The organism is Aeromonas sp. s6 (genome assembly GCF_040907815.1).
Taxonomy (GTDB): Bacteria; Pseudomonadota; Gammaproteobacteria; order Enterobacterales; family Aeromonadaceae; genus Aeromonas; species Aeromonas caviae.
Map to the genome: position 1 here is coordinate 32,835 of NZ_JBFOCN010000121.1, position 13,273 is coordinate 46,107.

Consider the following 13,273-nt stretch of genomic DNA (forward strand, 5'->3'; position numbering starts at 1 on the left):
AAAGGGGGATGATAACCCGGCGAGGCAAGAGGTGCCGCCACCCGGGAGGATGCCAGATGGCTGCTCACCGGTTGAGCCGCATGGAGTTGGTGACCACGATGAGGGAGCTCAGGGACATGCCAGCAGCCGCCAGATAAGGGGGGAGCCAGCCACTTGCAGCCAGCGGCAGCACAAGCAGGTTGTAGCCGATGGACCAGGCAAAGTTCTCCTTGATGATCTTGCGAGTTCGCAGGGCCAGGGCCCGGGCGGCCAGCAGACGGGAGAGATCGTCGGCCAGCAGGATGGCGTCGGCACTGTTCTTGGCCAGATCCGTGCCCCCCGCCATGGCAAAGGACGCGTGGGCGCCGGCCAGCACAGGGGCGTCGTTGATGCCATCTCCCACCATGATGCTGATATCCCCGGCCGCTTCCCGGGCCTTGAGATAGGCCAGCTTGCCGTCCGGGGTGACCCCTTTTACCAGCTCATCGACCCCCAGCTCGCGGGCCAGCATGTCCGCCTGGTCCGAACCGTCGCCGGTGAGAATGGTGGTTTGCAGGCCTGCCTCCTTGAAGGCCTGGATCAGTGCACCGGCATCGGGGCGCAGCGTGTCGGCCAGGATGAAACGGGCCAGCAGTCCGTGTTCATCGGCCAGATAGATGGTCAGCCCTTGAGCGGCATTCTCTTCTTGCGCCAGTTCGAGCCAGCGTGCACTGCCGATGCGGTAATGCTTGCCCTCAATTACTCCCTGCACGCCGTGGCCGATGACGGGGGTGACGTCGCTGGCGGCGAGCGGCACCCCGTCCGCCAGTGGTTTGCTTCGAAACGCACGGGCGATGGGATGCTCGGAATAGGTCTCCAGGGCCTGGGCGAGGGCGAGGCAGCGGGCTGCGTCGAGCTCGCCGAGGGGCTGGGTGCTCACCAGGCTGATGTTGCCCGTGGTCAGGGTCCCCGTCTTGTCCATCACGATGCGGTTGGCCCGGGTCAGAATGTCCAGCACGTGGCCGCGGCGCAGTAGGATGCCGCTGCGGGTCAGGTTGGCAGTGGCCGAGGTCAGTGCGGTCGGGGTGGCCAGCGAGAGGGCGCAGGGGCAGGTCGCCACCAGCACCGCCAGGGTGACCCAGAAGGCCCGCTCGGGCTCATGAAAATGCCAGAAGGTCCAGACCCCGGCCGCAATGATCAGGAGCACCAGGATAAAGTGGCGCGACAGCACGTCCGCCAGCTGGGCGATGGCGGGCTTGTCGTCCAGAGCATGATCCTGCAGGCGCATGATCTGGGCCAGGCGCGACTCTTCAATGGAATGGCTGACCCGGATCTCCAGGGGGGCATCGGTGTTGATGGTGCCTGCATAGACGGGATCTCCGGCCTGTTTGAGCAGAGGCAACTGTTCGCCAGTCAGCATGGATTCGTTGAGGCTGGCCTGGCCCAGGGTGACGATGCCGTCTGCCGGCAGGGTGGCCCCCGCGAGTACCCGCACCCTGTCTCCGACTCGCAGCGTCTTGGCGGCCACCTCGTGTTCGCCGTCATCATCGATGCGGGTTGCCATGATGGGTACCAGGCGCGCCAGGTTGGAGCTCGACTCCGACGCCTTGCGCCTCGCTCGCAGTTCCAGCAGACGGCCCAACAGCAGGAAAAAGACGAACATGGTGATGGAGTCGTAATAGACCTCACCCGTGTTGAAGACCGTGGCCCAGATGGAGGCGACGAAGGCGCCGATCAGTGCCAGCGACACCGAAACATCCATGGAGAGGTGCCCCTGCTTCAGGCTGCGCCATGCCCCCACGTAAAAAGGCTGGGCCGAGTAGATCATGATGGGGGTGGAGAGCAGAAGGCTTATCCACTTGAAGTAGATCATGAACTCCTCTTCCACGCTGATGAAGAGGTCCATGTAGAGTGCTACGGCGCACATCATCACCTGCATGGAGCCAAGGCCGGCCAGCGCCATGCGGAACATGTAGCTGCGCACCTCTTTGGCGTAGAGCGCTTCCTGCTGATGAGTCTGGAAGGGATAGGCGCGATAGCCGACCCTGGCAAAGCCCTTGAGAATGTCGCTCAAAGAGAGCTGGGCCGGATCCCACTTGATGCGGGCGCGATGGGTGGTGGTATTGACGTTGATGTAACGCAGACCGCGCAGGGTCATCAGGTGCCGCTCGATGAGCCAGGCACAGGCGGCGCAGGTCAAACCTTCCACCGTCAGTTGGATCTCGCGCGTAGTTTCGCGACCCGTACCGGTGTCGGTGACGAACTCCTGCTGCACCTCCGCCAGATCGTAGTGGGTGAGGGCGGCGAGCTCTTCGGGCACCAGTTCCCCCTTGATGCCGGGAGCGGTGCGGTGTTCGTAATAACTGGCGAGGCCGCATTCGAGAATGGTCTGTGCCACGGCCTGACAGCCAGGGCAACACATCGGCTGAACGATGCCTTTGATCTCGAGAGTAAAGTTACTGCCAGTGGGAACCGGTTCACCACAGTGAAAACAGCCGGTCATGGTGATCATCCCTCTTTGATGCAGCCCAGCAGGCCGGGTCGGGGAGAAGGGTGGCTGACCGGCGTGCCGATCACCCTGCCTTCGTGATTCAACGTCCCTTGGGATCGAGCTCAATCGCTGCCTGAGTCGGCAGTTGTGCCGTCTCCTGGAGGCGCCATTCATGGTTGAAGGCATCGACCCGCACGTGCCACTTGCCGGTGAGGGGCTTGTCCAGCATCAGGCGATAGACTCCCTTGCCATCGGCCGTCAGCAGATGTTCGCTGTCCAGGCCCGCCAACGTGGGATGAAACAGGGAGAGGTGCAGTGCCTGCCCGAGGGGGAAATCCCCGGACAGTGGATTTAACGTCAGCTCCTTGTCGCTGACATTGAGGGCGATACGGATGCCGAGCGCCTCGGCGCGATCGAACTTGCTGAGATCCTGATTAATCTCCTTGCCCTGCTTGTAGTAGTCCTCCGCTACCAGGTTGACCCCATCCTTGCTGGCAATGATGGCGGTGGCGATGCTGCCTACCACGGCGGCGCAGGGGAGGGCGATGATGAACCAGGGCCAGAATTGGCGATACCAGGGTTGGGTCATGATGCTACCGAAACAAATGGTTAACGAAATGGCGGTAATTCAGCCAACACAAGATAACAAAAAGCCTCGAAGAGTCGAGGCTTTTTGCTGATTAATCACGTGCTTATCACATGTTACTGCTGATTTTGCCGATCGTTGTGGGACAAGCTGTAAACGTAGGAGGCGAGCAGATGTACCTTGTCTTCCCCCAGAATGTCCTTCCAGGCCGGCATCACGCCGTGACGACCGTGGGTGATGGTCTGTTCGACCACCTGACGGGAGCCGCCATAGAGCCAGATGTTGTTGGTCAAGTCGGGGGCGCCGAAGGCGATGCCGCCCTTGGCATCCGGGCCGTGGCAGGCGGCGCACATGGCAAAGCGTGCTTCCCCTTTCTTGGCTTCCACCAGATCAACCTTGCGACCGGAGAGGCTCAGCACATAGGAGGCCACCTCCTTCACCCCGTCCTGACCCAGGATCTCGCCCCAAGCGGCCATGATACCCTGACGACCGCCCATGATGGTGGTCTTGATCTGGTCGGGTGCGCCGCCCCACTGCCATTCGCTGTCGGTCAGGTTCGGGAAACCGCGGCCACCGCGGGCATCGGAGCCATGACACTGGGAACAGTTTTGCAGGAACAGGCGCTGACCCACCTTCAGGGCTTCCGGATCCTTGGCGATCTCGGTGATCTCCTTGTAGCTCTTGCCGTCAGCCTGATAGGTCAGCTCGCGGAACTTGGCGCCGTAGATCTCGTCGGCCTTGGCAAGTTCCCGATCGTATTCCACCGCGCGTCCTTCGGCCTTGGCGGAAGCCGCCGCTGCCTTGGACTCGGCCAGGGAACGTACATCCTGGTTGGAGCTCTGCCAGCCCAGCAGACCCTTGAAGTTGCCAAGGCCCGGGAAGGCGAGCAGGTAGATGAGCCCGGTGACGATGAAGAAGAGGAACATATAGGACCACCACTTCGGCAGGGGATTGTTGATCTCCTCGATGCCGTCGAAGGTGTGACCCATGGGTTTGCCCTCTTCGGCCCCCATCTTGTCCTTCATGCACCAGGCCAGCAGCAGGAAGCAGCCGAGAATGGTGCCAAGGCTTATGACGGTCACAAAAATGCTAAACAGAGTGCTCATTATTGCTTCGCTCCTGCGTTCTTGTTATCAGCACTGGGTTGCTCGTCATCGGCAAAAACCAGGTTGGCGGCCTCGTCGAAAGAAGCCTTGCGGCGCTTGCTGTAGGCCCAGACGATGATGCCAATCATGATGACCATCAGCAGCAGGGTGTACAGGCCGCGAAATGTGCCGTAATCCATATCCCGACTCCTTATTTCAGGGCATGGCCCAGTGATTGCAGATAGGCGATCAGCGCATCCAGCTCGGTCTTGCCCTTGACGGCCTCACCGGCACCGGCGATGTCGGCATCGGTATAGGGCACGCCGAAGTGATCCCGGAACAGAGCCAGCTTCTTGCCGGTCAGCTCGCCGCTCAGCACATTGGTCTCGAGCCAGGGGAAGGCCGGCATGTTGGACTCGGGCACTACGTCGCGCGGGTTGATGAGGTGGGCGCGATGCCAGTCATCGGAGTAGCGGCCGCCGACCCGGGCCAGATCCGGGCCGGTACGCTTGGAGCCCCATAGGAAGGGGTGCTCCCACACGCTCTCGCCGGCAACCGAGTAGTGGCCGTAGCGTTCGGTCTCGGCGCGGAACGGGCGGATCATCTGGCTGTGGCAGACGGTGCAGCCTTCGCGGATGTAGATGTCGCGTCCTTCCATCTGCAGGGCGGTGTAGGGCTTGAGGCCCTCCACCGGCTCGTTGGTCTGCTTCTGGAAGAACAGGGGGGTGATTTCCACCAGGCCCCCCAGGCTGATGGCGAAGATGATGCCAATGACCAGCATGGGGACGCTTTTTTCAAAAATCTCGTGACGGTTGTTGTTGCTCATGCTTTAAACCCCTTCAAATCAGGCTGGCTGTGCGACGGGTTCCAGAGAACCCTTGGGCGCAGTGACGGTGCGATAGGCGTTGTAGGCCATCAGCAGCATGCCGGTGACGAAGAAGCAGCCACCCAGGAAGCGCACGAAGTAGAAGGGATAGGAAGCTTGCAGCGCCTCCACGAAGCTGTAGGTCAGGGTGCCGTCGTCGTTGACCGCACGCCACATCAGACCCTGCATCACACCGGAAATCCACATGGCGACGATATAGAGCACGGTGCCCACGGTGGCCAGCCAGAAGTGGACGTTGATGAGCTTGATGCTGTACATGCGCCCCTGCCCGAACAGGTTCGGGATCAGGTGGTAGACGGCACCGATGGACACCATGGCAACCCAGCCCAGGGCACCGGAGTGAACGTGACCGATAGTCCAGTCGGTGTAGTGGGAGAGGGCGTTGACGGTCTTGATCGCCATCATGGGGCCTTCGAAGGTCGACATGCCGTAGAACGACAGGGAGACGATCAGGAAGCGCAGGATGGGGTCATAACGCAGCTTGTGCCAGGCACCCGAGAGGGTCATGATGCCGTTGATCATGCCGCCCCAGGAGGGCACGAACAGGATGAGGGACATCACCATGCCCAGCGACTGGGCCCAGTCAGGCAGGGCGGTATAGTGCAGGTGGTGCGGACCGGCCCAGATATAGAGGGAGATCAGCGCCCAGAAGTGCACGATGGAGAGGCGGTAGGAGTAGACGGGGCGACCCGCCTGCTTGGGCACGAAATAGTACATCATGCCAAGGAAGCCCGCTGTCAGCAGGAAGCCCACTGCGTTGTGGCCATACCACCACTGCACCATGGCATCCATGGCACCGGAGTACATGGAGTAGGACTTCATGCCGGAGAGCGGCACTTCCATGTTGTTGACGATGTGCAGTACGGCCACCGTGATGATGAAGGCACCGAAGAACCAGTTCGCCACATAGATGTGGGAGGTGGTGCGCTTGACCAAGGTGCCGAAGAAGACGATGGCATAGCTCACCCAGACCACGGCGATGGCGATGTCGATGGGCCACTCCAGCTCGGCGTACTCTTTGGAGGTGGTGTACCCCAGCGGCAGCGAGATGGCTGCAGACAGAATGATCGCCTGCCAGCCCCAGAACACGAAGGAGGCGAGGGGACCACCAAACAGCCGGACCTGACAGGTGCGTTGCACCACGTAGAAGGAGGTGGCCATCAGGGCGCTGCAACCAAATGCGAAGATGACCGCATTGGTATGCAGGGGACGCAGACGGCTGTACGTCAGCCAGGGGGTGTCGAAGTTGAGGGCAGGCCAGATCAACTGGGCTGCAATCAATACACCCACCGACATGCCGACGATACCCCAGACAATCGTCATGACGGTGAACTGGCGCACAACGGTGTAGTTGTACTCAGGGTGGTTTGTTGTATGGCTCATCGTTGTATTCCGCTTCCGATGCTGTTGTTAGTGTTGCCCGGTGTCCTGGGCCATTTTCACCCCGGTTTTGCAAAATCCCCTCGTTAACATCTGTTAATAAAAGGAAAAGCAAAAGGTGGTTAAATGAAAATCCATTGAGAATGATACTGAAATGACCGGTAAAATAACAGTACAAACAGTGATATATTTGGCTCCAGCGGGTCTCATGTCCGCCAGTTTTTACCTTGAGCCAGATCACGAAAATTACATTTTCTACGTACCTTACAGAGCTGTTTTTTCATGAAAGAGAGACTCACTTCACGCAAAATCGTCCACCTGTCCATGGTGCTGGTCATTTTGCTCTCCCTGATGGCCTATCGAACCTGGTTTTCAGGCACAGGAAGCGACCATGCAGAGGGCTCCAATGTTCAGATTTGTGATCTGTCCCACAGCCCCTGCCGCCTCATCGTCGGGGATCGCCCGCTGACGGTCAGCATCGATGGCTTGCCGATCCGCCCTGAACATGACTTTGTCCTGCGCCTTCAAGGGGGTGTGCCGGCCATTACGCCGGTCAAGGCCTGGCTCGAGGGCAAGGAGATGTTCATGGGGCTCATCCCCGTGCTGTTTGAAGCCAGCGATGCGGGGTGGCGAGGGGTGACCCAGGTGGGAAGTTGTACGGCAGAGGCGATGGACTGGCTCTTGACCATCGAGTGGAGCAATGGCCAGCGCCATCAACTGACGTTGGGCGCGGCACGTTGAACGGACTCTCATCGGGCCCCAGGAGGGGGGATAAATGAAAATTGATTTGAAATTTTCAGGCAGGACGGTACCTTGCATTGATTATCAAAGAGTGAAGTTCATTTAATCATGATTGAAAAACAAGCATTTTATCGCACGCTCAACCAGCAGGCCCAGGCATTGCTAGAGGGCGAACCCGACATGATCGCCACCCTGGCAAACCTGTCTGCCCTGCTCAATCAGGAACTGGCTGACATCAACTGGGTTGGTTTCTACCTGCTGCAGGGCGAGACCCTGGTGCTCGGCCCGTTCCAGGGCAAGCCGGCCTGTGTGCGCATCCCGGTCGGGCGCGGCGTCTGTGGCACTGCGGTTGCCGAGGGCAAGACCCAGCTGGTGGACGACGTGCACCAGTTCGCGGGGCACATTGCGTGCGACGGTGCCAGCAACTCGGAAATCGTGATCCCGCTGCGCCGTGGCGGGGAGATCATCGGGGTGCTGGACATCGACAGTCCAATCTTTAACCGCTTTGACGAGCAGGACCGGATTGGCCTCGAAGAAACGGTGCAAATTTTGGAAAGCATGCTCTAAGTCATTGCTAGATGGTTCGCAAAAGGTCCCAAGCTCTCTATAATGGGGCCTTTGTTGTGTTCGGGCATGCCCGTGCGTCTATATGAAAGCCAAGGTTATACATGGAAAACACTGAAAAGCTGAAGAACAGTAAAGAGATCGTCGCCTACCTGGTCGAGAAATTCCCGGCCTGCTTCATCGCTGAAGGAGAGGCCAAGCCACTCAAGATTGGCATCTTCCAGGATCTGGCCGCGCGTCTTGCTGATGACGAGAGAGTCTCCAAGACCATGCTGCGCTCTGCTCTGCGTCAATACACCTCCAGCTGGCGTTACCTGCATGGCCTCAAGGCTGGCCAGGCCCGTGTCGATCTGGACGGCAACCCGGGCGAGCTGCTCACCGAAGAGCACATCGAGCATGCCAAACAGGCGCTCAAGGAGAGCAAGGAACGTGTCTTTGCCAGCCGCCGCACCAACACCAAGGAGAAGGAAGACAAGCCCAAGCAGCCGCGTCGCAACGCGCCGCGCAAGGCTGACGCTCCCCGCTCCGACAAGCCCAAGTCCGCCCCTGCTCCCAAGGCTGCACCGGTCGCCGATGCGCCGCTGGTGAAAGTGGATGCCGCTACCCTGAAAGTCGAGCAGGGCGTGCGCGTCGTGCTGGGCAAGTCCCCTGTGCCTGCGACCATCAAGGAAGTGACCAAGGATGACGTACAGGTTCAATTGCAGACCGGCATGATGTTGCGGGTCAAGTTCGAGCATCTGGTTCTCTAAGGAGACGAATGTTGAAGCATGGCGTGATTCGTTTTTCACTCGTTGCCTGTAGCCTGGCGCTTGCCGGGCTCGCACAGGCCATCGAGCCGGTGCTCAAGGAAAGTGATTTGCCTGTGTTGGCTCAAGAGAGCCAACATGCTACGGCCAGCAAGCGAATTGCCAATCTGTTTACCCGCTCCCACTACAAACAGTTCAAGCTGGACGACGCCTTTTCCTCCGTGATCTTTGACAAGTATCTGGAGAATCTGGACTACAGCCGCAACCTGTTTCTGGCCTCTGACATCAGCCGTTTTGAGAAATATCGTACCGGTTTTGACACCGACCTCGAGCGAGGGCGACTGGCTCCGGCCTACGAGATGTTCAACCTGAGTCAGCAGCGGCGGTACGAGCGGTTCGAATACGCCCTCAAACTGCTCGACACTCCCTTCGATTTTACCCAGAAAGACAATTACGTCTTCGATCGGGAAGGGGCTCCCTGGCCCAAGGATGAAGCCGAGCTCAACGAGCTGTGGCGTCAGCGGGTCAAGTTCGATGCCCTGAGCCTCAAGCTCAGCGGCAAGGAGTGGCCCGAGATCAAGGAGCTGCTTGGCAAGCGTTACAACAACGCCATCAAGCGGATGTCCCAGACCGAGAGCGAGGACGTGTTCCAGCTCTTCATGAACTCCTTCGCCCGCGCCATCGAACCGCACACCAGCTATCTGTCTCCGCGCAGCGCCGATCGGTTCAACACCGAGATGAACCTCTCGCTGGAAGGGATTGGGGCCGTGCTGCAGGCGGAAGATGACTTTACCGTCATCCGCTCCCTGGTGCCAGGCGGCCCGGCGGCCAAGTCCAATCACCTGAAACCCGATGACAAGATCACCGGTGTGGGGCAGGACGACGGTAAGATCGTGGATGTCATTGGCTGGCGTCTTGACGACGTGGTCGAGCTCATCAAGGGGCCCAAGGGCAGCAAGGTGAAGCTGGAGATCCAGCGCGGCAAGGGCGCGACCGCCAAGACCGAGCTGGTGGAGCTGGTGCGTGACAAGGTGCGTCTGGAAGACAGAGCCGCCAAGTCCAAGGTGATCACCGCCGAGGGCAAGAAGATCGGCGTGCTCGAGATCCCGAGCTTCTACGTCAACCTGCACGACGACGTGATCAAGGAGATCTCCAGCCTCAACAAGCAGAAGATCGACGGCCTCATCGTCGATCTGCGCGGCAACGGTGGCGGTGCCCTGACGGAAGCTTCCGCCCTGAGCGGTCTCTTCTTTGCCAGCGGCCCCGTGGTGCAGATCCGTGATCACATGGGTCGCATCACCGTCAATGGCGACGACGACGGCAATGTCTACTACGGTGGCCCCATGTCGGTGATGATCGACCGCTACAGCGCCTCGGCCTCCGAGATCTTCGCTGCCGCCATGCAGGACTATGGTCGTGCGCTGATCCTCGGCGAAAACTCGTTCGGCAAGGGGACGGTGCAGCAGCATCGCAGCCTCGCCAAGGTCTATGACTTCTACGAGCAGCCGCTGGGTCACGTGCAGTACACCATCGCCAAGTTCTACCGTATCGATGGCGGCAGCACCCAGAACAAGGGAGTTGCACCCGATATCGCCTTCCCGACTGCGGTAGCGCCGGGGGAGACGGGGGAGAGCCGCGAGTTCAACGCCTTGCCCTGGGACAAGATTGCCTCGGCCAGCTACGAGCGACTGGGGGACTTCTCCAGCCTGCTGCCCAAGCTGAAAGCGGCCCACGAGGCACGGATCACCAAGGATCCGGAATTTGCCTATGTGCTGCAGGACATCAAGGAGTATCAGGCGGACAAGGACAAGAAGTCGGTCTCCCTGAACGAAGCCGAGCGGCTGGCTGAACAGGCCAAACAGGACGAGAAGGCGCTGGCGCGAGCCAATGAGCGGCTGACCCGTCTTGGCAAGCCGACGGTGAAGAGCCTGGATGAACTGCCGACCGATTTCGAGGCACCTGACGAATACCAGGTGGAAGCGGCCAACATCACGGCGGATCTGACCACCCTCAGCAAGAAGAGCTGATGCTGGCAACGAAATGACAAGGGCGACTCGGGTCGCCCTTTCTTTTGCCTGAATGCAAACTATTTGACCCTGTCCGAGCCTTGTGACAGCCTCTGACACGTCAATAACAAAGCGTGGAAGCACACAATAATGACTGAACAACCTCAGGCCATGACGGCCAAATATCGCCAGGATTACCAGGCTCCCCTCTATTGGTGTGACAGCCTGGATCTCGATTTTCAGCTGCAAGAGCCCCTGACCCGGGTCACCGCCATTTCCCGTTTGCGTCGCAGCGGCGATCACAACGAACCCCTGGTGCTGGACGGCGAGGGGCTTGACCTTGTCAGCGTCATTGTGGATGGCGTGCCCTATCAGCAATACGAGCAGGGAGAGAGCAGCCTGACCCTGTTCAACCTGCCGGCCGAGTGCGTGCTGACCGTGGTCACCGACATCGATCCCGCCGCCAACACGGCGCTGGAGGGGCTCTACAAATCCGGCGATGCCTATTGCACCCAGTGCGAGGCCGAGGGCTTTCGTCGTATCACCTATTACATGGACAGGCCGGACATCCTGGCCCGTTACAGTACCCGCATCACCGCCGACAAGGCCAAGTACCCCTATCTGCTCTCCAACGGCAACAAGGTCGCGAGCGGCGATCTGGACGACGGTCGCCACTTCGTGCAGTGGCAGGATCCCTTCCCCAAACCGAGCTACCTCTTCGCCTTGGTGGCGGGGGACTTCGATGTGGAACGCAACCACTTCATTACCAAAAGCGGCCGCCAGGTGGCGCTCGAGATCTTCGTGGACAAGGGCAACCTGGACCGCGCCGGTTTCGCCATGGAGAGCCTCATCAACTCCATGCGCTGGGACGAGCAGCGTTTCGGCCTCGAGTATGACCTCGACATCTACATGATCGTGGCGGTGGACTTCTTCAACATGGGGGCCATGGAGAACAAGGGGCTCAACATCTTCAACTCCAAGTTCGTGCTGGCCAACCCGGCCACTGCCACCGATGCGGACTACCACGGCATCGAGCGGGTGATCGGCCACGAATATTTCCACAACTGGACCGGCAACCGCGTCACCTGCCGCGACTGGTTCCAGTTAAGCCTCAAAGAGGGACTGACGGTGTTCCGGGATCAGGAGTTCTCCTCCGATCTGGGGTCGCGCGGCGTCAACCGCATCAACAACGTGCGCACCGTGCGCGGTCCGCAGTTTGCCGAAGATGCCGGCCCCATGGCCCACCCCATCCGCCCGGATGTGGTGATCGAGATGAACAACTTCTACACCCTGACCGTCTACGAGAAGGGCTCTGAAGTGATCCGCATGATGCACACCCTGCTGGGGGAGGACGCCTTCCAGGCGGGTATGCGACTCTACTTCGAGCGTCACGACGGCTCTGCTGCCACCTGCGACGACTTCGTGCAGGCGATGGAGGATGCCTCCGGGGTGGATCTCGCTCGCTTCCGCCGCTGGTACAGCCAGTCCGGCACCCCCGAGCTCACCGTGACCGACGAATACGATGCCGAAAGCGGTGTCTATCGTCTGCACGTGAGCCAGCACACGCCGCCGACCCAGGATCAGCCACAAAAGCTGCCGCTGCATATCCCCCTCGACATCGAGCTCTACGATGCACAGGGTGCCGTCATCCCGCTGCAATACCAGGGCAAGGCCATCGGCAATGTGCTGGACGTGCTGGAAGCACAGCAGACGTTCGAATTCGATCGAGTGCCGGTCAGACCGATACCCTCCCTGCTGCGAGACTTCTCCGCCCCGGTCAAGCTGCACTATGACTACAGCGACGAGGCCCTGGCCTTCCTGATGCGTCATGCCCGCAACGAGTTTGCCCGCTGGGACGCCGCCCAGATGCTGATCAACAAGGCGGTGATCGACGGGGTGGCCCGGGTCCAGCACGGGCAGGGGGTTGAACTCTCCCACACCCTGCTGGCGGCCTTTGTCGCCATTCTGGACGAGGCTGCACTGGATCCCGCCCTCAAGGCAGAGATCCTGGCCCTGCCGGGGGAGGCGACCCTGGCCGAGCTGTTCGAGGTGGCCGACATCGACGCCATCCACCAGGTGCGCAACGGGATCCAGACCGCATTGGCCCACGCCTTCGGCGACCGCCTGCTGGCGTGCTACGAGAGCCTGCGTCTGCCGGCTTATCAGGTGGTCCATGCCGACATGGCCAAGCGGGCCCTCAAGGGTGTGGTGCTGGGTTATCTGGCGGCGCTGGATGCCGCGAAGGCCGATACCCTGGTGCGCGAGCAGTACGAGGCTGCCGACAACATGACCGACACCCTGGCGGCGCTCCAGGTGGCCAACAGCCATCTGCTGCCGTGCCGCGCCGCGCTCTTGGCCGACTTCGAAGGCAAATGGGCCCATGATGGCCTGGTACTGGACAACTGGCTGCGGTTGGTGGGGGCCAAGCCGGCCAAGGATGTGCTCCATGACGTGAAGCAGGCGATGGCGCACCCGACCTTCAGCATCCGCAACCCGAACCGGCTGCGGGCGCTCATCGGCAGCTTCGCCATGAACAACCAGGTGCAGTTCCACGCCGCCGATGGCAGCGGCTATCGCTTCCTGACCGATCTCTTGATCGAGCTCAACGAGGTCAATCCCCAGGTGGCGTCCCGCCTCATCACCCCGCTTATCCAGTTCAAGCGGCTCGATGAGGGGCGCAAGGCGCTGGTTCGCGCCGAGCTGACCCGCCTGGCCAACCTGGACGGGCTGGCGCGGGATCTGTTCGAGAAGGTGAGCAAGGCGCTGGCACAGTAAGCGCCGCGACGGCGGGCAGGGGAGCCTGGCTTTCCTGCCCGTTTTTCATGGATGA

The 13,273-nt window shown here is 60.5% G+C and carries 12 protein-coding genes; 5 read left to right on the forward strand and 7 right to left on the reverse strand.

The genetic code is table 11. From position 1 onward, the window contains the following. Positions 1-64: 64 nt before the first annotated feature. The 7 genes from AB5Y50_RS18540 to AB5Y50_RS18570 all read right to left on the reverse strand — a co-directional run bounded on the left by AB5Y50_RS18540 (position 65) and on the right by AB5Y50_RS18570 (position 6,627). The gene (locus tag AB5Y50_RS18540; protein ID WP_029314548.1) at positions 65-2,461 is read right to left on the reverse strand and encodes a heavy metal translocating P-type ATPase; all 2,397 of its coding nucleotides are present in this window, start codon (positions 2,459-2,461) and stop codon (positions 65-67) included. Between the two features lie 88 nt (positions 2,462-2,549). Next, the gene (locus AB5Y50_RS18545) at positions 2,550-3,038 is read right to left on the reverse strand and encodes a FixH family protein (RefSeq protein ID WP_010674777.1); all 489 of its coding nucleotides are present in this window, start codon (positions 3,036-3,038) and stop codon (positions 2,550-2,552) included. A gap of 113 nt (positions 3,039-3,151) precedes the next feature. Continuing rightward, positions 3,152-4,141, reverse strand: coding sequence for a cytochrome-c oxidase, cbb3-type subunit III (gene ccoP / locus AB5Y50_RS18550; RefSeq protein WP_010674776.1), 990 nt, complete (start codon positions 4,139-4,141; stop codon positions 3,152-3,154). Next, positions 4,141-4,320 carry a CcoQ/FixQ family Cbb3-type cytochrome c oxidase assembly chaperone gene (locus AB5Y50_RS18555; protein ID WP_010674775.1) on the reverse strand — a complete coding sequence of 60 codons (180 nt, stop codon included), beginning with the start codon at positions 4,318-4,320 and terminating at the stop codon, positions 4,141-4,143. Before AB5Y50_RS18555 ends, ccoP begins: the two co-directional genes overlap by 1 nt. A gap of 11 nt (positions 4,321-4,331) precedes the next feature. After that, positions 4,332-4,946, reverse strand: coding sequence for a cytochrome-c oxidase, cbb3-type subunit II (gene ccoO, locus AB5Y50_RS18560; protein ID WP_010674774.1), 615 nt, complete (start codon positions 4,944-4,946; stop codon positions 4,332-4,334). 18 nt (positions 4,947-4,964) lie between these two features. Further along, entirely contained in the window at positions 4,965-6,389 is a 1,425-nt protein-coding gene (gene ccoN / locus AB5Y50_RS18565; RefSeq protein WP_010674773.1) for a cytochrome-c oxidase, cbb3-type subunit I, read from the reverse strand. Beyond that, positions 6,364-6,627, reverse strand: a complete 264-nt coding sequence (locus tag AB5Y50_RS18570) for a hypothetical protein (RefSeq protein ID WP_125117269.1) — start codon at positions 6,625-6,627, stop codon at positions 6,364-6,366. Before AB5Y50_RS18570 ends, ccoN begins: the two co-directional genes overlap by 26 nt. A 41-nt stretch (positions 6,628-6,668) precedes the next feature. Between AB5Y50_RS18570 and AB5Y50_RS18575 the strand changes: the two genes are divergently transcribed. The 5 genes from AB5Y50_RS18575 (at position 6,669) to pepN (ending at position 13,218) form a co-directional block, all read left to right on the forward strand. Then, entirely contained in the window at positions 6,669-7,127 is a 459-nt protein-coding gene (locus tag AB5Y50_RS18575; RefSeq protein ID WP_010674772.1) for a hypothetical protein, read from the forward strand. A 108-nt stretch (positions 7,128-7,235) separates the two neighbouring features. Next, complete coding sequence (locus AB5Y50_RS18580) at positions 7,236-7,694, forward strand: GAF domain-containing protein (RefSeq protein ID WP_010674771.1); 459 nt, start codon at positions 7,236-7,238, stop codon at positions 7,692-7,694. A gap of 101 nt (positions 7,695-7,795) precedes the next feature. After that, the gene (gene proQ / locus AB5Y50_RS18585) at positions 7,796-8,440 is read left to right on the forward strand and encodes an RNA chaperone ProQ (RefSeq protein WP_010674770.1); all 645 of its coding nucleotides are present in this window, start codon (positions 7,796-7,798) and stop codon (positions 8,438-8,440) included. 8 nt (positions 8,441-8,448) lie between these two features. Next, entirely contained in the window at positions 8,449-10,464 is a 2,016-nt protein-coding gene (gene prc, locus AB5Y50_RS18590; RefSeq protein WP_010674769.1) for a carboxy terminal-processing peptidase, read from the forward strand. Positions 10,465-10,593: 129 nt separating this feature from the next. Further along, positions 10,594-13,218, forward strand: a complete 2,625-nt coding sequence (gene pepN / locus AB5Y50_RS18595; RefSeq protein ID WP_010674768.1) for an aminopeptidase N — start codon at positions 10,594-10,596, stop codon at positions 13,216-13,218. The last annotated feature ends 55 nt before the right edge of the window (positions 13,219-13,273 follow it).